23 protein-coding genes, 1 tRNA gene and 2 pseudogenes are annotated in these 22632 nt (G+C 69.0%); 14 read left to right on the forward strand and 12 right to left on the reverse strand.

Going from position 1 to position 22632, the window contains the following annotated elements; translation table 11 throughout:
- Positions 1-4 precede the first annotated feature (4 nt).
- Positions 5-709 carry a 7-cyano-7-deazaguanine synthase QueC gene (gene queC, locus ACIBJE_RS20010; RefSeq protein ID WP_396750373.1) on the reverse strand — a complete coding sequence of 235 codons (705 nt, stop codon included), beginning with the start codon at positions 707-709 and terminating at the stop codon, positions 5-7.
- 753 nt (positions 710-1462) lie between these two features.
- Here queC and ACIBJE_RS20015 point away from each other — a divergent pair.
- The 9 genes and pseudogenes from ACIBJE_RS20015 to ACIBJE_RS20055 all read left to right on the forward strand — a co-directional run bounded on the left by ACIBJE_RS20015 (position 1463) and on the right by ACIBJE_RS20055 (position 9755).
- Positions 1463-2146 carry a hypothetical protein gene (locus ACIBJE_RS20015; protein ID WP_396750375.1) on the forward strand — a complete coding sequence of 228 codons (684 nt, stop codon included), beginning with the start codon at positions 1463-1465 and terminating at the stop codon, positions 2144-2146.
- A gap of 32 nt (positions 2147-2178) precedes the next feature.
- Positions 2179-3264 carry an XRE family transcriptional regulator gene (locus ACIBJE_RS20020; protein ID WP_396750437.1) on the forward strand — a complete coding sequence of 362 codons (1086 nt, stop codon included), beginning with the start codon at positions 2179-2181 and terminating at the stop codon, positions 3262-3264.
- 163 nt (positions 3265-3427) lie between these two features.
- Positions 3428-4381, forward strand: a pseudogene (locus ACIBJE_RS20025) (APC family permease); the annotation flags it as partial.
- A 313-nt stretch (positions 4382-4694) separates the two neighbouring features.
- Entirely contained in the window at positions 4695-5384 is a 690-nt protein-coding gene (locus ACIBJE_RS20030; RefSeq protein WP_396750377.1) for a hypothetical protein, read from the forward strand.
- Positions 5381-6589, forward strand: coding sequence for a histidine decarboxylase (locus ACIBJE_RS20035; RefSeq protein ID WP_396750379.1), 1209 nt, complete (start codon positions 5381-5383; stop codon positions 6587-6589). Before ACIBJE_RS20030 ends, ACIBJE_RS20035 begins: the two co-directional genes overlap by 4 nt.
- 145 nt (positions 6590-6734) lie before the next feature.
- Positions 6735-7520: a methyltransferase domain-containing protein gene (locus ACIBJE_RS20040; protein WP_396750381.1), complete on the forward strand. Its 786-nt coding sequence runs from the start codon at positions 6735-6737 to the stop codon at positions 7518-7520.
- Positions 7521-7576: 56 nt separating this feature from the next.
- Positions 7577-8326, forward strand: a complete 750-nt coding sequence (locus ACIBJE_RS20045; RefSeq protein ID WP_396750383.1) for a hypothetical protein — start codon at positions 7577-7579, stop codon at positions 8324-8326.
- Positions 8319-9308 carry a sigma-70 family RNA polymerase sigma factor gene (locus ACIBJE_RS20050; protein ID WP_396750385.1) on the forward strand — a complete coding sequence of 330 codons (990 nt, stop codon included), beginning with the start codon at positions 8319-8321 and terminating at the stop codon, positions 9306-9308. The genes ACIBJE_RS20045 and ACIBJE_RS20050 overlap by 8 nt, the downstream gene beginning before the upstream one ends.
- Before the next feature lie 374 nt (positions 9309-9682).
- Positions 9683-9755 (forward strand) — tRNA-Arg (locus ACIBJE_RS20055).
- Between the two features lie 198 nt (positions 9756-9953).
- Here ACIBJE_RS20055 and ACIBJE_RS20060 read toward each other — a convergent pair.
- From ACIBJE_RS20060 to ACIBJE_RS20110, 11 genes are all read right to left on the reverse strand, one after another.
- Positions 9954-11342 (reverse strand): tyrosine-type recombinase/integrase, encoded by a 1389-nt coding sequence (locus tag ACIBJE_RS20060; RefSeq protein ID WP_396750387.1) that lies wholly within the window; start codon positions 11340-11342, stop codon positions 9954-9956.
- Complete coding sequence (locus ACIBJE_RS20065) at positions 11339-11524, reverse strand: AlpA family transcriptional regulator (RefSeq protein WP_285789605.1); 186 nt, start codon at positions 11522-11524, stop codon at positions 11339-11341. Before ACIBJE_RS20065 ends, ACIBJE_RS20060 begins: the two co-directional genes overlap by 4 nt.
- A 24-nt stretch (positions 11525-11548) precedes the next feature.
- Positions 11549-13333: a replication initiator gene (locus tag ACIBJE_RS20070; protein WP_396750389.1), complete on the reverse strand. Its 1785-nt coding sequence runs from the start codon at positions 13331-13333 to the stop codon at positions 11549-11551.
- Positions 13330-14013: a DUF2637 domain-containing protein gene (locus ACIBJE_RS20075; protein WP_396750391.1), complete on the reverse strand. Its 684-nt coding sequence runs from the start codon at positions 14011-14013 to the stop codon at positions 13330-13332. The genes ACIBJE_RS20070 and ACIBJE_RS20075 overlap by 4 nt, the downstream gene beginning before the upstream one ends.
- Positions 14010-15440 carry an FtsK/SpoIIIE domain-containing protein gene (locus ACIBJE_RS20080; protein WP_396750393.1) on the reverse strand — a complete coding sequence of 477 codons (1431 nt, stop codon included), beginning with the start codon at positions 15438-15440 and terminating at the stop codon, positions 14010-14012. Before ACIBJE_RS20080 ends, ACIBJE_RS20075 begins: the two co-directional genes overlap by 4 nt.
- Before the next feature lie 3 nt (positions 15441-15443).
- Positions 15444-15728, reverse strand: a complete 285-nt coding sequence (locus ACIBJE_RS20085) for a hypothetical protein (RefSeq protein WP_396750395.1) — start codon at positions 15726-15728, stop codon at positions 15444-15446.
- A 101-nt stretch (positions 15729-15829) separates the two neighbouring features.
- The gene (locus ACIBJE_RS20090) at positions 15830-16258 is read right to left on the reverse strand and encodes a hypothetical protein (protein ID WP_396750397.1); all 429 of its coding nucleotides are present in this window, start codon (positions 16256-16258) and stop codon (positions 15830-15832) included.
- 127 nt (positions 16259-16385) lie between these two features.
- On the reverse strand, positions 16386-17111 hold the full coding sequence (locus ACIBJE_RS20095) for a GntR family transcriptional regulator (RefSeq protein ID WP_396750399.1): 726 nt from the start codon (positions 17109-17111) through the stop codon (positions 16386-16388).
- A gap of 84 nt (positions 17112-17195) precedes the next feature.
- Positions 17196-17471 (reverse strand): hypothetical protein, encoded by a 276-nt coding sequence (locus tag ACIBJE_RS20100; protein ID WP_396750401.1) that lies wholly within the window; start codon positions 17469-17471, stop codon positions 17196-17198.
- A complete protein-coding gene (locus tag ACIBJE_RS20105) occupies positions 17468-17710 on the reverse strand; it encodes a hypothetical protein (RefSeq protein ID WP_396750403.1) in 243 nt (80 codons plus the stop codon). Before ACIBJE_RS20105 ends, ACIBJE_RS20100 begins: the two co-directional genes overlap by 4 nt.
- Entirely contained in the window at positions 17703-17954 is a 252-nt protein-coding gene (locus tag ACIBJE_RS20110) for a hypothetical protein (RefSeq protein WP_396750405.1), read from the reverse strand. Before ACIBJE_RS20110 ends, ACIBJE_RS20105 begins: the two co-directional genes overlap by 8 nt.
- A 386-nt stretch (positions 17955-18340) precedes the next feature.
- Between ACIBJE_RS20110 and ACIBJE_RS20115 the strand changes: the two genes are divergently transcribed.
- The 5 genes and pseudogenes from ACIBJE_RS20115 to ACIBJE_RS20135 form a co-directional block, all read left to right on the forward strand.
- Entirely contained in the window at positions 18341-19564 is a 1224-nt protein-coding gene (locus ACIBJE_RS20115) for a helix-turn-helix domain-containing protein (protein ID WP_396750407.1), read from the forward strand.
- Positions 19565-19588: 24 nt separating this feature from the next.
- Complete coding sequence (locus ACIBJE_RS20120; protein ID WP_396750409.1) at positions 19589-20056, forward strand: NUDIX domain-containing protein; 468 nt, start codon at positions 19589-19591, stop codon at positions 20054-20056.
- A gap of 1153 nt (positions 20057-21209) precedes the next feature.
- Positions 21210-21605 (forward strand): hypothetical protein, encoded by a 396-nt coding sequence (locus tag ACIBJE_RS20125; RefSeq protein ID WP_396750411.1) that lies wholly within the window; start codon positions 21210-21212, stop codon positions 21603-21605.
- 368 nt (positions 21606-21973) lie between these two features.
- The gene (locus ACIBJE_RS20130; protein WP_396750413.1) at positions 21974-22222 is read left to right on the forward strand and encodes a hypothetical protein; all 249 of its coding nucleotides are present in this window, start codon (positions 21974-21976) and stop codon (positions 22220-22222) included.
- Between the two features lie 201 nt (positions 22223-22423).
- Positions 22424-22632, forward strand: a pseudogene (locus tag ACIBJE_RS20135) (IS701 family transposase); the annotation flags it as partial.

A 22632-nucleotide genomic window follows, 5' to 3' on the forward strand; every position in this document is an offset into this window, starting at 1 on the left:
GACCTCACCCAGCCGCCGCGACCAGCGCGGGGTCGGTGCGGCCGAGTTCCGCGAAGCCGCGACCGCGCAACAGGCAGGAGTCGCAGGTTCCGCATGCCCGCCCATCGACCGGGTCATAGCAACTGTGCGTCCAGGCGTAATCCACGCCCAACTCCAGACCTTGGCGAATCGTCTCGGCCTTGGTCAGTTGGATCAGCGGCGTGTGGATACGCAGCCGTTGGCGACCCTCCACGCCGGCCTTGGTGGCAAGGTTGGCCATCTGCTCGTAGGCGGCGATGTACTCCGGGCGGCAGTCGGGGTAGCCGCTGCAGTCCAGTGCGCTGACGCCGATGAACACATCCGAGGCATCCAGGGTCTCTGCCCACGCCAGCGCAAAGGACAAGAAGATCGTGTTCCGGGCGGGCACGTAGGTGATCGGGATGTCGCTATCGAGGTCGTCGGCGCTGTCATGGTGCGGTACGGCAAGAGCATCGTCAGTCAGCGCCGAGCCACCGAAGACGCGCAGATCGATGTCAGCGACGACATGCTTGACTGCTCCAAGGTTCGCGGCTACACGGCTCGCGGCTTCGAGTTCCACCGTGTGCCGCTGGCCGTAGCGGAAGCTCAGCGCGTACGTTTCGTACCCCTCGTGTACCGCCATTGCGAGAACCGTGGCGGAGTCTAGTCCTCCGCTGAGTAGCACCACAGCCCTGCGCCTCGCCGCAGACATATGCCGGCCTCCGCCTCTTCACTCGGGTCCGAGAAACTGCACGGTCATGCGCCGAAAGTCGGCCGCAGTTTCGACGGTCAGCCTACCGAACTACTGGGAACGATGGAACGCGCCTAGGGGGTGCCAGTTGATCGCCGGCAGCGGCAGGCCGCCTTGACTACCCAGCGCAACCTCCTCCGCCATGCTTGGTAGCGCGGTCAGTACTTCAAGGGGGCGCCTCTTGCTAACTGCAGTAGATCGAGCCAGCGAGAGGTCGCACTTTCTTGCACCAGCAAGGCTGAAGCTCTCCGAGAAACTCGCCGCTGTCCGGTAGCTCAAGATAGTGCCTCTGTACGAACTGGTGCATCGGGCACGTCGGCGGAGTGGCCGTCGTTGGACGATCAAACTCGACCGCTTGCCAGTTCACCGTTGAGGGCGAGTACGTCGAAGACGTGGTGACTACGTCGCCTGCCCAGCGCCAGCGCTGGGCAGGCGACGTGCCTGCTCTGCTGCAGCAGCGAGAGGCTGGGCTGCTCGCCGGGCTGGAGCGCAACAAACTCCCTGTCGAGACGGTGGTGCAACCGGCCAGCAGGATGGCCAGCTCCCACAGTTCGGGGGAGCTAGTGGGACGTTGTCGAACGCCGTCGACATTCATGCCCTGTCCAGGGACACGTATAGCGAACATCAGCCTTGATGAGCGGACACTCGTGTCGGTGGCGTGTCGACCGCTTGACTTCTGCAACATCAACTGTGGGATGGGCTAGGTTTTCCGGCATGGGTCTGCTGGACGATGCGATGCTGGTGCTGGGTGAGCGGGGCGTGCTGGAGCCGCTGGGCGGGTTGATCCGGCAGGTCTACCGGCGCGCTGCTGACCGGCACGAACCGGAACTCGGCGACGACGCGATGAGTTTTGGCACGACCGTGTGGCGGAACCTGACGAACCTGGGCAAGGCCACCTTGGGCGGCGCTGACGGCATACGGGTGCGGCTGGAGGACAACTCGCTGGAGGTCCTCTGCGCCGGCTACGTGGTCCGGTTGTACTCGTTGCAGGGCGGCATCGAGTCCATCCGCTGGGAGGGCAGCGATGCCCGGCTCGGCGGTGCGGTGGAGAACAGCCGGGACGGGCAGTTGGCGTTCGACGACGCGGAACAGTTCCCCGAGGTGTTCACCGGCGTGGTGCCGCCGAAGCGGCACGTGCGGGTCGCGCACACCGGCGACCTCGGCACCGGGGAGGCGACCGCGTACATCGGTCTGCCCCGGGACAACCGTGACGGCGGTTCGCCTTGGTTCGACGTACGGCTCTGGTTCGGTGACGCGGCCATCCCGGTACTGCCGTTGCCGGTCGTCGATGGTGTGCCGGGGCAGCGGCACGACGAGCTGGTGATCCCTGAGTTGTCGCTGGAGACCCTCCGCGGGCCGGGACGGGCCGCTGGCGGGGCTGCCGGCCGGCTGGCGTGAGCGGCGGTTCACGGCCGCCGGTGCCCGCCGCCGTGGCGGCTGCCGGGTTTGAGGCACACGCGTTGGGCCTGGCGCGTCGGTGGCGGCGGATGCGCAAGAACGAACTCGCCAGACAGATCGGGGTGACGGCGGCGGCGGTCAGCCAGTACGAGCTGGGTCAGGCCCGCCCCTCACCGGCGGTACTGGCCCGGCTGGCGTTGGCGCTGGCGATGCCGGTGGAGTTCTTCGCCTCCGGCTTCGCGGTGCCGGCGACCCCGGGGCACGCGCACTTCCGTAGCCTGCGAGCGACCAGCCAGGCCGAGCGGGACCAAGCGGAGGCGTTCGGCGAGGTCGCCTGGCGGGTCGTCGAGGTGATCGGCCGGCACCTGCGGCTGCCGGCATTGCGCCTGCCGCACCTCGATCTTCCCGAGCTGGTGCAGGCCGAGGACATCCGGGCGGCGGCGCTGGCGGCCCGGGAAGCCTTCGACCTCGGTACCGGGCCGGTCCCGCACATGGTGCGGCTGCTGGAGGCGTATGGGGTGATCGTGTTGGACCTGCCCGACGCCTCGGAACGGGTGGACGCCTTCTCCCGCTGGTACGGTCAGCGCCCGTTCGTGTTCCTCAACCCGGCCAAGAACGACAAAGCGCGTTCCCGGATGGACGCGGCCCACGAACTCGGTCACCTGTTACTGCACCACGACGCCGAACCCGGTAGTCAGATCCTGGAGCGGGAGGCGACCACATTCGCCTCCGACTTCCTCGCTCCGAGCACGGTGCTGGCCGCCGAACTGCCGGCCCGCCTCGACTTCGACCGACTGAACGAGCTGAAACGCCGCTGGGGCATCAGCCTGAAGGCGCTCGTCTACCGGGGGCATGAACTGGGCGTATACCGTGATCACACCTATCGACGCGGGATGAGCCTGCTCGCTCAGTGGGGTCTGCCCGAACCCGGCGACCTTGGCCCCCGTGAACAGCCCTCGCTGCTCGGCAAGGCTGTCGAACTCCTCGCCCAGCAGCGGGTCACCATCGATGGTCTGGCTGGCCAGGCGGGCCTTCCGCCGGAACTCGCTCGAGCTGTCACCAGTGCCGGCAGTGAACGGATCCCGGAACTTGAGTCTCTCCTACAGATCCGGGTCTGAATGACGATGGGTGGCCGCCATCACCGATGGCGACCACCCGCCGCAGAGGTGTCGGCGGTGTTCAGGCCGCGTCGCGAGCCTGCGATACGCCGACATGCCGCAGTTGCCGGGCGGCTGCGGCTGGCTTCGTGTGAGCCGTTTCCGCTGGCGGGCTACCAGTGAGGTAGGCGGAGTCGGGCAGCCGGCGGACGGTGGGCTGTCCTGGGAGGGTTTCGACCCTTCGGGGTTGGCGGTCGGCGGTCTTGGTGGCGCGGTCGCCTTCTGTGTGGCGGCGTTCATGGGCGTCGACGGTGTGGGTTCGTTCGTGGAGGAGGCCATCGACGGTAGGTCGCTCAGCCGGGCCACGGTCGGCGGCATGCTCGTGCTGGGCGGGGTGTATGCGGTCGCGGCGTGGGCGATGGGGGTGGCGGTCGGCCCGGGGTCCGTTGCCGGGGTGGCCGCCGATCCGGCGGGAGGGTTGCCGTTCTCGGTCCTGGACCGTCTCGGCGCTGGGTGGGGTGTTCTCGGTGAGCTGATGCTGGCCGCCGCGGCCGTCACCTGCATGCTCGCGTTCCACGCGGTGATCGCGCGGTATGTGTTCGCGATGGCCCGCGAAGGTGTCCTGCCGGCCGGTCTCGCGCGGGCCAGCGGCGGGATCCGGGTTCGTGCGCCGCGTGGCGGGTCGCTGACGCAGACCGGTGTCGCCGCGGTGGTGGTGGGCGTGTTCGCGCTCGGCGGCGCTGACCCGACGTCGGTGATGTTCACCTGGCTGTCGACGTTGGGTGCGATGGGGTTGCTGTGTCTGCTGCTGGCCGCGTCGGTGGCCGCGCTGCGGGCGCCGGCCAGCGTGCGCGGGCTTCGGCCGGGGGTGTGGGAGTGGCGGCTCGCGCCCGTGCTGGGTGTGTTCGGCGGGTTGGTGGTGCTGGCCCTGATGGTCGGCAACGTCGGTTCGCTGCTCGGTGCGGCGCCGGGGTCGCGGTATCCGTTCCTGCTGCCCGTGATCCTCGCCGTCACCGCTGTCATCGGTGGCGTCTGGGCGGTGGGTCTGCGGCGGTCGCGTCCCGAGGTCTACGCCGGCATCGGCCGTGGCACCCCGGCAACCCACGCCGTGCCCGACCCGATGAGCATCTCGATCTGAGGCGGAAGCGATGACCAGAACGTACGCTTCGATGCCTTCACCTGGTGGGCACTACGGTGTTGATCCCCTGGATCCCGCCTGGCGGCCGGCTCACCCGCCGGTGGTGCCGCCTGCCGGCCGGCAGACGCCCGTGGCTCAGGTTCCACCGCCGGTGTACGGGGCTGCGCGGGTTCCTGCCGAGCACCAGCGGCCCCCGGCCACCGCCGTCCGCCCGCCCGCGCCCCCGGGTGCGGGTCAGTCTCCGGCCCTTGGTGGGCCCGGGCATGTCGGTGACGGGCCGTCGGCGGGGGGCCGCCGTCAGGCTGATCTGCGGATGCAGATCGCGTATCGCTGCAAGCGGGCCAACACCAGCCACCTGATCGCGGCCGATCAGGCGTTCGGTCGGCGCGACGCGGTCAGTCCACACGCCGTGCTGCTGTTCTTCACCCGCGACGCCGTGGCCGAGCCGCACGGCTACAAGCTGTACACCGCCACCCGGACCTGGCCGCAGTCACCGGACTCCGACGACCTGCGCAGGCTGCTGGGCGACCTGACGGACGTCGCGGCGGACAACATCGCCACCTTCGGGCGTGCCTGGAGCCCCCTCGGGCCCCGGGGCTCGATGGTCAACGGCGGGGACATGACCCTGCCCGCCGGCGCCACGTACGTCGGTGTCGGTGTCAGCACCCTCGACTCCGATCGCGGCCGCTGGTACCAGGTCGCCGCGACGCTACGCGAAGCGGCTGCCGGCGGCCGCTACATGTCGGCCTTCCACCTGAAGGGCCAGTGCTACGCGGCGATGGTCGACGGCACCGCCCTGCACATCGACCGCGACCCCGACGCCCGCCTCGGTGACACCGGGATCCGCTGCAACAAGCCCCTCGACCCGGATCGCATCACCTACCACAACCCCTACGCCGATCTCACGGAGCGGGGCGACGACGAGACCCGGGCGGTGTGGCGGCGGCTCATCACGCTGAACACCGTCCTCGCCACCCACCTGCTCGCCGGACGGCCGGCGTGACCACCCCGGCCCTGAGCCTCGCCGACGCCGCGGACCTCAACCATGCGCCGGTGGACGTCACCGCCGTCCTCGACCACCTCGTGCGGGAGGCCGACGCCGCGGCGGCGACGAGCATCGGCTTTCCCGGGGCGGTGGACCTCGACCAGACCGGGGTCATGGCCCGCCTCGGCACGCGGTTGTGGAACAACATCGGCGACCTACAGGATCCGGGCGGGGTCGCGCACACTCGGGTACTGGAGCGGGCCGTCGTTGCCTGGGTCGCCGACCTTCTGGCCATGCCCGCCGACGACCGGTGGGGTTACGTCACCACCGGCGGCACCGAGGGCAACCTGTCCGCCCTGCACGCCGCCCACCGCCGCTATCCGACCGCGCGGATCTACTACTCGACCGCCGCGCACTACTCGGTCCCCAAGGTGGTGGAGATCCTCGGGGCCCGTGCCGTGGTCGTCGACGCCCGCCCGGACGGGGAGATGGACTACGCGCACCTGGCCGCGCAGGTCCGCAAGCGCCGACGGTGGCCGGCCATCGTGGTGGCCACCGCCGGCACCACCCTCACCGAGGCAGTAGACGACCACATCCGCGTCCGCGCCGTCCTCGACGAACACGGCGTCGCCGGGCACCTGCACGTCGACGCGGCCCTGTCCGGTATCCCGCTCGCCCTCGACGGCCGGCTGCGCTTCGACGACGCCGGCGGCATCGGCAGCATCACGGTGTCGGGACACAAGTTCCTCGGCACGCCGACGCCGTGCGGGGCCGTACTCATCCGCGACAGCGTGCGCGCCGATGGCAACCGTGTCGCCTACACCGACACCGTCGACACCACGATCACCGGTTCCCGCTGCGGCCTGGCCGCCGCACTGCTCTGGCACGCCATCGCCACCCACAGCCGCGAAGGACAACGCTGGCGTGCCAGCGAAGCCCGGACCCTCGCCGCCTACACGGTCTACCAGCTCACCGCCGCCGGATGGCCCGCATGGCGGCACCCCCACGCCTTCACCGTCGTCCTGCCCACCCCACCCGAACCCGTACGCAAGAAATGGCTGCTCGCCGCCGATGGCGACACCAGCCACATCATCTGCATGCCCGGCGTCACCCGCGGCCAGATCGACGCCTTCGTTGCAGACATCGCCGCCGCCGCTCCACTGGGACCGGTCCCACGACCGCGGCCCTCGCCCGACTCACGCACCGGCACCCCCGGGCACTGACCGGCGGGTTTTCCAGCACCTTCCCGAGGCGCTCACCAAGGAACCGCCCCCCGACGACCACCGTCACCTCCCACCGCTCGCGTCTGCCCACACGGGCCTGCCTGTCCCACGACACCCGGCCGTCCACGACCGAAGGAGCGCACTGATGACCACCGGTAGCAGCCGTTACCAGTTCCGCAACCACATCTACCACCTGCACCCCTTGCAGGAGATCCTCGACCCGATCACCACCGACGAACTGGCCCGCCTGGAGATCACCGCCGGGCAGACCGCCCTGGAGGTCGGCGCCGGAGCCGGTTCCATCGCCCGCCACCTGTGTGACTTGGTGGGTCCGACGGGGAAGGTCATGGCCGTTGACCTCGACACCCGCCTGCTCGACCCCACCGACGTCCTGGACGTCTACCAACGCGACCTGCGCGCCGAGCCGCTCTCCGTCGCGCCCGGCAGCATCGACGTGGCCGCCGCCCGCTGCGTCTTGGCGCACCTGCCCAACCGGCACGCCCTGCTCAACCAGATGATCACCGCGCTGCGGCCCGGCGGATGGCTCGTCCTCGGGGAGATCGTCTACGCCCCCGTCGTCGCCCACGCACCTCGCAGCGCCGACAGCGACCTGATCATCCACGTCGTACACGCCATCCTCGACGTGCTCTCCGCCCACGGCGTCGACCTGCACTGGGGCGACAAGACCGCCGGCGTTCTGCTCGGCAACGGCTTCGAGCGGACGCGCACCCGGTGGGTCGCGCAGACGTGGACCGGCGGCAGCGCGGGTTGCCGCCTGTTCGCCGACAACGCCCACCAGCTGCACCACAAGCTCCTCCGCGAGGGCCTGTCCCACCAGGACCTGGACCGGTTCGCCGAACTCATGACCGACCCCGCCGTGCTCGTCCGCGGCTACCAGTTCGCCTCCACCACCGCCCGCAAACCCCACTGACCCCTCCCGCTATCCGACACCTCCCCCGGGACCGGAGCACCAGCATGAAACCCCCGATGACGACCATCCCGATCCGCCTGGCCACACCAGCCGACGTACCGGCGGTCGCGCACACCCTCGCCGTCGCGTGCGAACACGACCCCGTGGTGGCCTGGCTGATACCCGACCCCCACCCCGGGACCCGGGTCCAGACCCTGCACGACCTAATCGCCCTGCACCTGGACGACGCCCTCACCCACCCCGAGGCCCGCGTCGAGGTGATGGTGGACATGGCCGCCGTCGCCGTCTGGCACCACCACACCCCACCCGAACCGCTGCCGGCCGCCCTCGTCCGCGAGGTGGCGGGACGGTGCGCGGCCCGCCTGCACACCCTCCATACCCTCATCACCCGACACCGGCCCGACCACCCACACCACTGGCTCGGCGCCCTGGCCGCGCACCCCTACTACCAGGGCCAACGGCTCGCCGAACAACTCCTGCACCGCCACCACCAGCACGCCGACACCACCGGCCAACCGATACACGCCCTGGCCACCACCACCCACGCCCACGACTGGTTCACCGACCACGGATACGAACCCGACACCCTCCTGCGGCTACCCGACGGACCCCACCTGTGGCTGATGCGCCGCGAACCCGTCCCCGCACCCGCGCCCACAGCACCACCACACGACACTTCGACCGGACGTCAGCCCGCAGCCCCGCCGTTGCGTCACGGACCAGTCCCGCTACCGCCCCACCCCCGTCCCGCCGCACCCGACAGCCACCAGACCGCCCCCGCACTTCCCGCGAACCCCGATGACTGACACTGACCGGCGGACAGAGTGGGACCTTGTACGCCGCGCCCAGGACGGTGATCAGGACGCCTTCGCGGATCTTTACCGCGACAACAAGGACCTGGTGGTGGGCTACCTCCTGGCTCGGGTCGGCCCCGGCCGCCGGGCCCTGGCCGAGGACCTCACCTCCGACACCTTCTACTGGGCCTGGCGGAACCTGCACCGCTACACCGAGCCGCGCCAACGGCTCGCCTCCTGGTTGAACACCATTGCTCACCGGCTTTTCCTCGACCACCTGAAGAACCACCGCGTCCGCTCCGAGATACCGGTGGGACTCGTCCACGACTCCCCGATGCTGTGGGGTACCGAGGAGACCAGCGCCGAGGCCGCCGTCATCCGCAGCCACGACCTCCAGCAGGTGCTGGCCGCCCTGCTCGCCCTCAAGCCCAAAGAACGCGAATGCCTGGTCCGCAGATTCTGGGAAGGCCACAGCACCTCCGACGTCGCCGACGCTTTCGGCATGACACCAGCAGGCGTCAAGACCCTCCAGGCCCGCGCCCTGAAGAAGATCGAGCGGTACCGGGCGTCCGGGAAACGCCCACCGAGCCCACACACGAAGCGGAACGGTTCCCAGGCCACCAGCCTGACACCGCTCGGGATACAGAACAGGCACGGCCGGTACGCGCGGCTGGACATCTCCGACGACGGCGAGACCCTGCTGTGCCACGAATGCGGACAGTGGAAACGGTCACTGGGCAGACACGCGTCAATCCGGCACGGGATCACCGCAGCCGAGTACCGCCACCGGCACGGGCTACCAGCCGGACAGTCACTGGCCTCCCCGGCGACACGACGGCGCTTCGCCGCCATGCCCCACATACAGCCCGGCAACTCAGCCTGGCGAGCCTTCGCGGAACACCGTGACCCGGCCAAGGCTAGAGCGGCGAGAAAGGCGAAGGCCGCAGCAGCGGATGATTCGATCACAGGGAGACGCGGCGGCCCCGGTCGGTGACGTCCGGGCCACAACGGAGATTGACCGCCGCGGGGTGGCCGAGGAGGCCCGCCGACAGGCACTACCGGCACGTGTAGTGGTCGAGGCCGCTCGGCGATGTCCGTACCGGTAACTTGGCGGCCGGTGGACGATCGGTTCGAACGATCTTGATGGGTGTGCGCGGTGTGTGCTCTCCAGCGGATGCCAACCCGGGTCAACCGGTGCCGACGCGGGGCAATGCGGCCGGTCGGTGGTCGCAAACGGGGGTTGATGTGCTCGGCGTGTGCTCTGGGCTGGGCGAACAGGGGCGCGGGTGACGTGGGTCAACGCGGGTCGACGGGGGCCACGCCCTGCCACCCCGGGTGAACCCCCAGGTCGCTAGACTGGGCACTCGCGCCCTCGTAGCTCAGGGGATAGAGCATCGGTTTCCTAAACCGTGTGTCGCAGGTTCGAATCCTGCCGGGGGCACCTCGAAGATCAGCAGAAACGCCACCTGAGCAGCGGATACGCTCCTGCGTCGATCGGTCGACCTGTGCAGTGGTGTGCCGTCCGCAGCCGCCGTTTGTCGCCGTCCACGGACTATTCACGGACTGATCTTGACGGAGTTTTCCCAGGTCGCGCCCGCTGCTTTCGCCAAGATCCGGACTGGCCGGGACGCCGCCGAGACTACGCATCCGAGCCTCGCAACGCAGCCTCGATCCGCTGGTTGACGGTCGACTCCTGGCCGTCGATGCACTTCGCGTACACCTTCAGCAGCACGTCGACGGAGTGCCCGGCACGGGCCGCGACGTCGGTCGCCGGTACACCGGAGTTCAGCCAGAGCGACACCGCCGCGTGCCGCAGGTCGTAGGGCCGACCGGCGAGCGGAGACGCCACCTGAGCCGGAGTGAGAGCCAACTCCCGGGCGGCCTTCCACACCCGTGAGTACGTCGAGGCGGCCACGACGTTGCCCTTCTCGCTGCGGAACAGCCGACCGTCATCGGCGACGCCGAACCGGTCGACGTGCCGCCGTAGGAGGCCCACCAGTTCCGGCGGGATCGGTACGACCCGTGAGTCTGCCGCCGCCCGGTGCTTCAACCCGCGTCGGTCGTGCACCTCGCCGCTGTCGGTCCACCGCTTGCCCGCCTGCGGCCGGTTGTCGACCAGCGTCAGCCGGCCCCAGCCGGTCGACGGCAGGTGGCAGTCCTGCTCGCGCAGCGCCAGCGCCTCGCTCGGACGCAGCGCGGCGAAGTACAGGCAGCCGAAGAACGCGACCAGGCGCTCACCGCGACCGACCCGGCCCCGCTCGCCGACGTAGGACACGGCCGTCAGCAGTTCCCGCGCCTGGCGACCGTTGACCACCACCCGCCGGTCGATCGATTCGGCGATCTTCACCCGCTGCGCCCGTACCCGGATCTTGTCGACCGGGTTGAAGGCCAGCGCATCCAGCTCGACGGCGTACTGAAGCACGTTGTAGAAGACCGACCGCTTGCGACGCACCGTGGTCGGTGCCGCTGGCCGACCGTCGAGGCGCAGCGCCAGGGCATCCAGGGCCGCCCGTACGGTCGCCGGCTCACCCACCTCGGTCACCGGAAGCGAAGCCCGTCGCAACCACCGCAACGCCGGACCCAGCTCGGCCGGCACGTCCGCTTCCCGGAGAGCCGGCGGCAGCAGGTGATCCCGCAGCACCCGCCGTAGCTCGTCCGCCGACGGTCGCCCCGCCTGGTCGCGTACCAGTACCGGCGTCACCGTCACCAAGGCGTCGACCATGCTTCCCCGGGACTTCGCCGCCGCGCCGGGCCACTTCATGTCGAGGTACGCCTGAACGAACTCAAGCCACGACGCGGCGGCCTTGCTCTTCACCATCGAGTCGGGCAGGCCGGTGGCGTCGTCGAACGCCTCGCCCCGATTGATTGCCTGCATCAGATCGGACCGGTAGTTGTCCGCCAGTGCACGGGTGGCGAAGTTGCGCGACTTCTCCCGACCGCCGACGATCCACCGGACGGTATACGTCTTCTTCTTGCCGGCCCCCTTGTTGACGCGGATGTCCCAGACCCGTACCGACCGCGACTTCACGCCGCCTCCCGGTGCTGCTCCAGCCACGCACGCAGGTCGCGCCGTTCGACGCGAAGCTCACCGTTGGGGAGCTTGATGCACTCCGGAGCGATGCCCAGCTCACGCCAGCGGTAAAAGGTCCGCCGCGATACGCCGTTGAGCACGGCGAGGACTTCCGGAACGGTCAGCAGCTCACTTTCCATGAGGGGTTCGGTCCTCCGAATGGTTCAGGCAGCAGGGGAGAGGAGAACGCCGGTTGCCGGAACAGCGGCGGCTGTTCGTAACCGTGCGGTGTCGAGGTCTGCGCGCCAGCGGATGCGTGCGGAGATGGCGCGAAGGAGGCGATGTTCCAGGGGTGGCACGTCGGGGTCTTCCGGCCGGGCGAGTTCGAACCGGTACCGCTTCGGCCCGTCCGCCTCATCGGCCGCCTGGTCGTGCTCCTCGGTGTCGGCCATCCCGCCGGCGAGGATTGCGCGGACCCAGGCCCGGTTGTCGGCGCGGTGGTCGGCGAGCGTCTTGCCGGACCACTGCCGGGAGACGAGGACACGGCGGCCGGTGAAGCCCAGGGTGGTGCGTTGGTGGACCTTCCCGGTGCAGCGGCCGGGGGCCAAGCCTGGCTTGACGCCGTCGGGTTGGACGCCGTAGAGCAGCCAGTTCGCGCAGGTCGGTGAGCAGGGCAGCACGGCCAGTTCCGCGTGGAGCCGGTCGAAGTGGGCTTTCTGCGCGTCGGAGCGTGGCCGGGCCTGGTCGGTCAGGTCCTTGGTGACGTACTTGGTGACGTAGCGGATGGAGCGTTCGGCGTCCTTGGTGCCCTGGTCGATGCCGCGGGCGTCGATGCGGCCGAGTCGGGCGACGTACGCGGGTCGGCTGTCGGGTTCCTCCAAGGCGTCGAGGGCTTCACCCCAGGTAGGCAGCGGTTCGCGCGTCTTCGGGTCGACGTACGCCTGTCGGTCGACGTCCCACACCGGCGGCTTGTCGACCGGGTAGACGACTTCGTCGAACGGTGGCCACCACACCTGGTGGTAGGTGGCGGCGGCGACCTGTTTGAGCAGGCGTCGGGGCAGGGTGCCCCGGATGGCGAAGTGCGCGTGTGGGGCGAGTCGGCGTTGCAGCTCGACCGCCCCGGCGTACTGGACGTTCCAGCCGGCGGCCCGGCGGACGTTCTGCCACCACCGGTCGAGGACACGGGCGAAGTGGATCGCGTCGAGGGCGGCCCGTCGGTAGTCGTAGCTGGTGGGGTCGACCGGGGTGCCGAGCAGGTCATCATGTGGCCCGTGCCGCTGCCCGCACTCGCACGGCGCGACGTAGGCGCCCCGCCGGACGTGGGAGTGCACCGGCCCGTGGGAGCCGAGCGTTAGCGTGACCAGCATCGACGGGCGGTGGGTCTTGCCGGACCGGCCGGAGTAGGCCCGGCCGACGGTGCGTGGGTCGACCGGTCGCCGGGGCAGGTCCGGTGAGTCCTGCCGCCGTCGGGTCGATCGCTTGCGGCGTGGCCGCTCGTCGCGTTCCTTCGGGGTGAGGTGACCTCGGAGGCTGGTTTCGGCGAGGGCTTCGTCCAGTTCGGTGATTGCAGCGTCGACGTCGGCGATCTGCGCGGCCCGTTGGTCGGGGTGCATCGGCTGGTGGTTCAACGCCTCACGTTCGAACTCCAGATGCGCCCGCACCCGGACCAGGGCGAGCGCGTCCTCACCGGGGCGATCGGGTTGTACGGCGGGTTCGTCTGCGAGGTGCCAGCCTTCCCGGATCTGCTGGATACGCAGCCGCCGCCCGCGTTCGGCGCAGGGCTTGCACTTGACGGCGAGGGTTGCTCCGCAGGGCACCTCCACCACCTCGGTCAGCCCGGTGACGGTGTCGGTGCGGCGCAGGGCGAGGGGGCGGACGCAGACGCCGTGCTGTTCGGCGAGTTGCTTGAGGGCGTCCTTGGCGAGGGGTTGGCGCATCCGGGCCGCCCGCGAACCGGGCCGAGGCTCGACCACGGCCGGGGTCGACGGGATCAGTTCGAGTTGACTCATCGGCCGGACTCCGAGGCGAACGACGATCCGTTACGCGGGCCGAACGCCGCCGCCGACACCGGCACCAGACCCGCACGCCGGACGGGCATCACCGGCTGGATCGGTTCGACGGTCACCGCCTGGTCGCCGCCGTCCGGCTGGCCGACCGTCACGGCCTGGTCGTCACGCTCCCGCTGGTCGACGGCCGCCGTCCGGCCGGTGTCGGTGTGCGCCTGGTCGTCGACGACCTCGGGCGGTGCGGCGATCGAGCCGCCGTCATCGACCGGCTTGTCCCCGGCCGGTACGGCGACGGGGGTGGGAGTGCTGGAGAAGACGAGTTTGGTCAGGCCGAGGAACGCCAGCGCGGGCACGGCCGAGAGCAGCCACCCGGACAGGCCCGGTTTCGCCACCGCCAGTTGCGCCGCCAGGGAGAGCGCCACGGCCGCGACGAGGAGAAACATGGGGTAGCCGATCGGTCCGCCCGTACGGCGTCGACGCCGAATCGTCAGCAGCGCCGCCAACGGGAGCAGTTCGGAGATGGCGGCGTTGGCCCACCCGAACCAGTCCCCCGTACCGGCCGGCGAGTTGGCCATCGTCCAGTCATGCACATGGGTGAACGACGCCGCCCCGGCGAGCCCGCCGACGACGAGGACGATGAGCACCAGGACGAAGCCCTCCACCCGGTCCGTGTGCGTCTTCACTCGGTCACCTCCTGGCCGTCGTCGTTGCGGTCGTGGCGTTGGTAGTCCCGGCCGAGTTGCCGGATGTCGTCATCCATGAGGTAGGAGAACCGCACCCGGGCGGGTTCGCGGACGCCGTCGAGGGCGACGTAGCCGACGCCGGGTAGGGATTCGGGGATGCGGTCGCAGAGCGCGCCTCGGTCACGTGCGCCGTCGCCAAGGACCATGTCCACCTGTTCGGCCTCCGTCAGCCGCAGGCCGATGCGGGTGGGGAACAGGTCCCGGAACGGCAGCACGTCCTTACGCGGGTCCTGCAAGGCGGCGATCACGTGCACGCCGACGGCACGACCTTGGGACAGGAGCAGGCCGAGGGCTTCCTTGATCCGGTCGCGGACCTTCCGATCGGTCAGGTACGCCGTCAACGCGGCCAGCTCGTCGACCACCAACACGAGGAGCGGTTCCTCCACCGTCGGGACGTGCTGGCGGGTGACCCCACGCAGCCGGGCGGCCCGCAGCCGCATGCGCTTGACGGCCTCTTCCAGGACGCCGGCCATGCCGTCCGGGTCGTCGTAGACGAACCGGGCGAACAGCGGGGCACCGGCGGCGAGTTCCATGCCGCCCTTGGGGTCGAACGCCCACACCTCCACCAACCCCGACCGGATACCACCGGCCAGAGAGCGGATCAGCGACCAGAGGACCGAGCCCTTGCCCGCGTTCGTCGCTCCGGCGACGAGCACGTGATTGCCGGCCAGGCGCAGTAGGTACGGCAGCCCGTCTTCCCGCACCCCGAGTGCCAGACCGTCGAGGTCTGGCACGTCGGGTACGGGCAGCGGGTTGACGGTCGCGGCAAGGGGGTCACGGCGTAGGAAGCGGATCACCACTCGATCCGGGCGGCTGGCCGACCGGGCGTGACCATCGCGGAGACGGAAGGCGTAGGCGAGACGTTCGGCCGCCTGTGCCCAGTCGTCGGGGATCTGGCCGGGCAGCATCCGCACCGTCAGCTCATCGCCATACCGGTCGCAGCGCACCCGCAGGAGCCGGGGAACGTACCGGTCGCCGCCGAACACCGTCGCCAGACCGCAAGTCGCCATCACCGATGCCCACCGGACCCGGTAGACCACCAGCGCCCGCACCCGGGCGACCATCGGATACCAGCCGAACCGCAACCACGACACCGAATGCCACCGCCACCAGGCCATGCAGACGGCTACAACGGCCAGCGAGACGGAGGCGAGGACCAGGCCGCCATACTCCAACCGAAGCCAGAGAGCGAGGCCGGTCGGAACGGTCAGCCACCAGTACCGCACCGCCAGGACCGTCACCCGGACCAGGCCGCGTAGGAGCCACCAGAACACCAGGAGCCAGCCCGGTACCCGCCACGCCGGCAGGCGCAGGTTCATCGGCGCGACCGGGATCTTGTCCCCCGGGATGATGTTGATCAGAGGCACAGGTCACCGCCCCACACCGGCCGCGCCATACCGGATCAGGCAGCCACGGCAGGCCATCCGCCGAGGATCGAACCGGCGCGGCTTGACCCAGCGGCGGCAACGCGGGCAGCGGATCGCGCACACCTTCGCCGACGCCGGTGGCAGGCACAGCGCAGAGCGGACGGCCTCCTCCGCCTCCCGGTAGGCGTACCGCAGGGCGACCAGCAGTTGACGGGACAACACAGCTAACGCCCCGACGAGCAGCAGGAGTGCGAGGGGGATCAGGGCAGGCTGAACTACGGTGGGCATCACGCCCTCCTTCACACGTGAGGGATGGGAGAGCGCGGGACGGGCCGGGACTCTTGGCGGGGAAACGACCCGCCCCGCGCGCCAGAAGAAGTGCCGAGAAGTCAGGCCGCAGCCGAGCTGGCGGCCGCCGCCGCCGGACGCATCGCCGTAGCGCGCAGCGAGTACGCCATTCGCGACCGGCACTCACCCGACGAACGCCCTGGCTTGCACCGCTGCGAATCCACGTACGGCGTCAGGGTCAGGCCCTCGAACTGCACCGCAGGCGGGTAACCCGGCACCGCCGACGCCGGAGGCACCGGCTGATGCGCCGCCACTACCTTCACCTTCACCTCGGTCGACCGACCGAACTTCCCGGCCTCCGGGTCCAGGTCCATCACCCGCACCATCCACACCCGCTCGCCGGTCTCCTTGTCCCGCGCCTGGTTGTCCGCCTCACCACGTCGGTCAAAGTCGACCTGCGGGGCCACACCCAGGCACAGCGCACCGGCCGGGAAGACGTACTCGAACGGGACCGGCACCTTCAACGTCATGCGAACCACTACGCAGCCTCCTAGCACGACCGATCGTCAATCTGACATCCGGTTGAGATAACAAGTTACGTCAGCTTGTAAGCACAAGCAAGAGGGATTGAAGATCCTTCGCGTCGAGGGGCAATTCCTACTTGAGCGGGTAGGTGTCCTCGATCTCGTGCCGACTCCCCGGCATCACCAGCAGGGACGTCAGGATCGGTTCGCCGTTGGCCTGGTAGACCGTGAGTACCACCGAGATGACGGCCTCATCCTCCGGCACCGCAAGGGCTTCCGCTTCGGCCTGGTCGACCAGTCGAGACGTTAGGCGCTCGGTGGCGTAGTCCGCCCGCAGGCTCTTGTGCCGGGCGATGTGGTCAAGCAGTCCGCCCGTGATGGGCTCCGGCTTGGTGATCTCCGTACCTACGGCGATGTCGACCGGCACGAACGTGGCGATCAGATCGACTGGCCCGAACTGCGACACCGTCCGCCGCCGCCGCTCGTAGACCGGTGTCCCTTCGGGGATGCGCAGTTCGGCGGCGACCCGACGGGAGGCGAGGACCGGGCCGACGTGCAGGATCTCCGCCTCGCCGGTCTCGTCCAGCTCGACGGCTTCCTTGGCGTACTGCGGGGAGGTCCGGCCCGAGGCCGGTCGGCCCCGGACGAAGCTGCCTCGTCCCTGCTGTGACTCGATCCAGCCGTCCTGCTTGAGGATGCCCAGCGCCTTGAGCACCGTCGGACGGGAGACCCCGAACTCCGTGCAGAGCTGAGCTTCCGACGGCAGTGCCGCACCGGGGGCGTACTCGCCATCCTCGATGCGCTTCCGCAGCGTGTTCAACACGCGCAGGTACTTCGGCGTCGGAATCTCGTACGCCATCGCGGGCCACCCCACCGAATCTGCTTGATCACAGCATGTCAACACAGCAGCTTAGAGCCCGTCAGCATGACGGGACAATCATGGTCAGTCGTTCAGCCGTTCATCGGGAACCACATGGGTAAGCCACCCGTACCAGGCGACCGGCGTCCGGACGAGTTCCGGCCGGGACGCTCCCGGCCAGCGGCGCGGCAAACGGCCGTAGCGCCCGAAGACCCGGAGCGCCGCTCGCCGCTGGGCGCAGGGGCCATCCTCGCCGCAGCGGACGCAGCACCCGTCCCGGATGCTCGGCGTGTGCCGGTCAAGCTGGTACTGCGCCGCTTGGAGCTGGTCGCGCACCGCCCCGGACAGGTAGATGCTCACCGTCGTGGCCCGTCGCCAGCCAGAAAGGCAGCTCGTACGAGGATCTGGGTGCGCAGGCCGTCGGGGTCGTCAGGCGTGATCTTCATGCCTTCCAGCCAGACCCAGCCGTCACCCTGAGGGCGGTTGCCCACCAGCCGGACGCCGGTCACCCGCAGCGTGACCGGCCCGTCTTCAGGCCAGTTCCGATCGGCCGCGTCGATGCGCAGCTCCTCACCGAGGCGTACCCGGATGTCATACACGGCTCGTTCCCTTCGCTCGCGCGGTCTTGCGTGCCGCTTGGGTCAGCGGAGGCGGGGCGGGACGGATGCCGGCCCGGTGGACGAACACCTCCCGCTTCGCCACCGCATCGCCCAGGGCATCGATGACGTAGCCCGTCAGCCAGACCCAGTCGTCGGTCGTCAGCGCGTTCGCCACCGAGGCGATCCGCAGCAGCAGCGCCCGATTCCCGCCGAACTGCGGTGACGCCCGCCCATCGAGGGCCACCAGGTCTCCCGGCTTGGGCAGATGCGGACCGGATACGGCTGATCGAGGCTGAGGCGCCGGGGCGGGCGGGCCTTTCACGGAGCGCTGTTCGGGTCTCGGGCCCACGCCAGCACCCACCCCGGGCCAGCCTCAGCGGTCCGCCATGCGACCGGACCCCGCGCACTCCACACAGGAGCGCCGCATCAGCAGACGTGTGCGCTGGGAGCCCTGCCCGATCGAACGCACCTCGCTCCGGTTCGAGCTGTACTTCCAGCCCGCACCCGAGCAGGATCGGCACCTGGTCGACACGTTGAGCCCCGTCATGACAACAGGCTGTGGCACAACCTGGTCAACAACCCGGAAAATCCTTCCGGGGTCACCATGCACCGAGGGGAGACAGTGAACCCATGCGCGGAATGGGCAACAGCCTCACCATCGGGGAACGGGTCGCCTGGTACCGGAGACGGCGCGGGCTCTCCCAGGAAGTCCTGGCCGGCCTCATCGGCCGTACCGCCGACTGGCTGGGCAAGGTCGAGAACAACCGCATCGAACTCGACAGGCTCAGCGTCATCAAGTCCCTCGCCGACGTCCTAGACGTCTCCCTCGGCGACCTGCTCGGCGAACCCACCGTCCTGGACTGGACCGCCGACAGCGGCACCGCCACCGTCCCCGCCCTCCGCGCCGCCCTGATGAGCTACCACGCCATCACGCCACTACCCGGCCGCCACGACACCGCACCACCCACCACCGCCGCACTACGGCAACAGGTGGGCGAGCTATGGACCGCCTACCAGAACTCCCGATTCGGGTACGTCACCGGACGCCTCCCCGAACTACTACGCCGCGCCCAAGCCGCCGCCGACAGCCACGACGGCGAGGACCAGGACCACGCCCGCCGGCTACTCGGCCTGACGTACCAACTCGCCGCCACCCAACTCACCAAACTCGGCGAAACCGACCTCGCGTGGCTCGCAGCAGACCGCGGACTCGCCGCCGTCCGCCCCACCGGAGACCCGGTCGTCACCGGCTCCCTGTTCCGGTCCGTCGGCCACGCCCTGCACTCCACCGGCCGCTACACCGAAGCCGTACGCCTCACCGAAGACGCCGCCGCCTTCCTACAACCCCACCTCACCGAGCCGACGCCGGCCCTGCTCTCCGTCTACGGGACGCTCTTCCTGTCCGGCGCGATGGCCGCCGCCCGCGCCAACGACCCCGGAACCACCCGCACCTTCCTCGCCGAAGCCGACCAGACCGCCAGCCGACTCGGCGAAGACGCCAACCACCTCTGGACCGCATTCGGCCCGACCAACGTCGCCATCCACCGAGTAGCCACCGCCGCCGAACTCGGAGACCTTCAGGTCGCCATCGACCTCGGCCCCCGCGTCGACACCACCGCCCTACCCATGGAACGCCGCGTACGGCACGCCCTCGAAGTCGCCCGCGCCTACAGCTCATGGAACCGCGTCGACGACGCCCAGGCCGCCCTACTCGACGCCGAACAGATGGCACCCGAGCAGGTACGACACCACTTCCTCAGCCGTCAACTCGCCCTCACCTGGATCCGCCGCCAGCGCGGCAAGCCCTCTGCAGAACTCGTCGGCCTGGCTCGCCGGCTCAAGGTGCTCGACTGACCCAGCCGTCGCTACGCTGCCCTGGTGACGGCCAACGAGATGCCACCCATGGCAACCCCACGCGTCGCCGCAGGCGCCCTATTCCTCGATGAGGAAGGCCGGGTGCTTATGGTCAAACCGTCGTACAAGGACTTCTGGGACATCCCAGGTGGCTACGTCGAGCCCGGTGAGTCACCTCGCGCGGCATGCGTGCGCGAGATGGAAGAAGAGCTGGGCTTAAGGACCAACGTTGGTCGCATGCTGGTTGTCGATTGGGCACCGGCTGATAACGAGGGCGACAAGCTTCTATTTATCTTCGATGCCGGCACCCTGAGCCGTGGCCAAGAGCAGGCGATCCGATTCTTAGATGGCGAGCTCACCGAATGGCGCTACGTGGCTACTGACGCCTTGGAGAGCCACGGGCCGTCCCGTCTCGCCCGCCGCATTCGTGCAGCAGCCGTGGCGCGCCAAACGGGCAACACCACTTACGCAGAGCACGGGCGAGCCCTTTAACGGGAGGTTCGACTCCCGCAACCGTTAGGGGTGGCGGATGTTCCTGCAACAACGACCCTTCTCGCACGGAGGGAGAATCGCGCCTCAGATTGGTAATCGTCCCTGAACGTAACCGCCGGTTCCAGACTCTGGCGGCAGAAGGTCCATCACGGACTCCCGTTCCTCTCTCGTCAAGTTGAGTAGGAGTGGAAGGGCGTAGCGGATGAAGTCTCGGAGTTCATAGCTTGCGTTCGTATGGCCGCTGGCGCTTCCTGTCCGCAGGTCACATATGAGCCCTCTAGCGGCGCGCACGCTAACGGTGGCCGTTGTAACTACGGCTTCCGGGCTATTCGCATGCTGAGCGACCTCTTTGCGCTCCATCACATCCCTGCCCACCGTGGACTCGAACGTGATGCTCAATTCAGGTGTCCTGACCCGAACGTTCTTGACTACTAGCCCGGCGTCCTTCGCCCGCCGTCGTACCTCTCGGAGTGCTGGTGCCCGTACATCTTGCTCCGGCGGCAGTTGAGTTTTTGAGGCTGCAAAGTGGGCCGTCCATCCTGCCCCGCGCAGAACGAGGCAGCCGCCCTCAACCAGCCAGCGAGGGAAAATTTCAGGCTCCCCTAGGTATTTGGGCCGCTCAACCACGCGCAGCCCACGTGCTGACAGTCGATCCGCATTCGCGGCAATGATGCTCTGAAGCCCAGGGGAAAAATCCTTGATATTCATCCCGCCAATTTGCTCTAGCGAAATGTTGCGGCTTACTCGCTGCCAAAAGTCGACCGCATCAGTATCAACTACGTCCAAGAGAAGAGCAACGTCTTCGCCTGTGAGAGGCCCGGTGATCCCGAGGCTGCTACGCGGGAAGGATGAAGTCGACCCTCCGTTTCCTTCCCACACTGCTTGGACCACCCTCGTCAGTCGACCCGCCTGCTCTGACTCAAGAAGTTGAGCAAACAGTTCAACAGCCGCGCTGGTTTGGACCGTGTTCAGTTGCTCTGCGCCTGTAAAGCCTGCTGACGTAGACTCAATGACGGATCTTGACCTATCTTCGTCAAGGCGCCGCGCGAGCGCGGCGCGGCCAGCCGCGCTCGGCCTCCTGGCGGCCTCCGGCCGGCATCGGCCGACGCGGCTGGCACCAACCGGTTGTCGCCCCGAGTGGCACCATGCCGTCATGGCTCATCTCGCCGAGGCCCAGCAGTTAGCGGATCGGATGCACAAGGTGCTGGCTGGAGCCAGTTGGACTCCCGACGACGATCCAGACGTGGTGATCAGCATCCTGAGCCGCGTCAGCCACGACATCGAGGCCCTCCTCACGCTGGACAACGCCCTAACCGTCCTAAGTGAGCAGGCCCTCGCTGACACGTACCTCTTCTACGCCAGCGTCTACAAGGCTGTCCGCCAAGAGCACCCGGCGAAGCCGCCGGAGCGCCGAGGTATGGCCAGAGCTGACTTCGTAGCAGAGACCCGGAAGCTCTTCACAACCTTCCATCAGCGGCAACAGGAGCTGTTAGCGGCTCTTGACGAGGCTCGCCTGCCGACAGGCCAAGGCTCCCAGCCCGGAGTGTGACCAGTGCCGAGGCCGTCACGATCGCGGGGTACCGGACCACCGCCGAGGGCAGGGCGATCGCTGCCGCGCCGCTTCGCGGCTTGCCACCGGGTACCGGGGTCCAGGCGCGCGGAGAGCCGGCGACACGGCAAGCCGCCCCCGGCCCAACAGGCCGGGGGCGGTGAGCCGTACGTCGCCGAAGAGCCGCGCACCCACCGCGCCGCCGTGCCAGCCACGTGCCAGTAGCCGGTGTCCCGCAGGGTCACCACCGGTCATGATCGGGCAGCACGGCACCGCCCTTGAGCAGGCGTACCGGACAGATCACGACAGCCGAGAACGATCTTCCAAACTGGTGGTGCGGAGACCTACCGGCGGGAGAGCATCGTCCGATGCTGGCTTGCGTGGTGTATGGCTGTCATCGTCCGGCGACGCGTGGACAGGCGTGGACCGACGAACCGCTGGATGAGATCGAGCAGTACCAGAAGGGGATCAAGCTCGAACTTTCCGTCAAGGACCTCGCGGTCCGGTTGGTGCTGTGCGACGAACACGCCCGGGAGTTGACCGCAGCTGCGTGGGAGGCGGTGCTGGCCAAGCTCGCCGGGTGGGGGTGGCAGCCGCTTCGCCGAGTGAACGGCTGACCCCGCTAGTGACCCCGCTAGACGTCGACCGACTTTGGCCCTCCTTCGGACCGAAGGGAGAGCGGTCCGCATCCAGTCCGCAAGAGGTCGGCGGACAGCGGGGAGTGGTGCGAGATGTCGAGAGGCGTTTCCGCTGCTAGACGCCTAGTACTGCAACGGCAGTAGGCGAATCGAGTTCGCCTCGTGTTCGTTGGTCAGGTCGTGACGGATGTTGATGTCGACCGGTGGCATGCGGAATTGGACCGGCTCCACGCTCGGATCGGTGGACGTTTCCGCAGGTCGGAGCCGCGTCGGCGGGCGAGGCAGTATCTGTGCGGGCTGGTCTCGGGCTTGGACCGGAAGAACGGGTGGACTCTTGCTGAGCAGGCCGGTGATGTGTCGCCGGACGGGATGCAGCGGTTGTTGCGGTG

The sequence above is a fragment of the Micromonospora sp. NPDC050187 genome (assembly GCF_044459745.1).
Lineage (GTDB): Bacteria > Actinomycetota > Actinomycetes > Mycobacteriales > Micromonosporaceae > Micromonospora.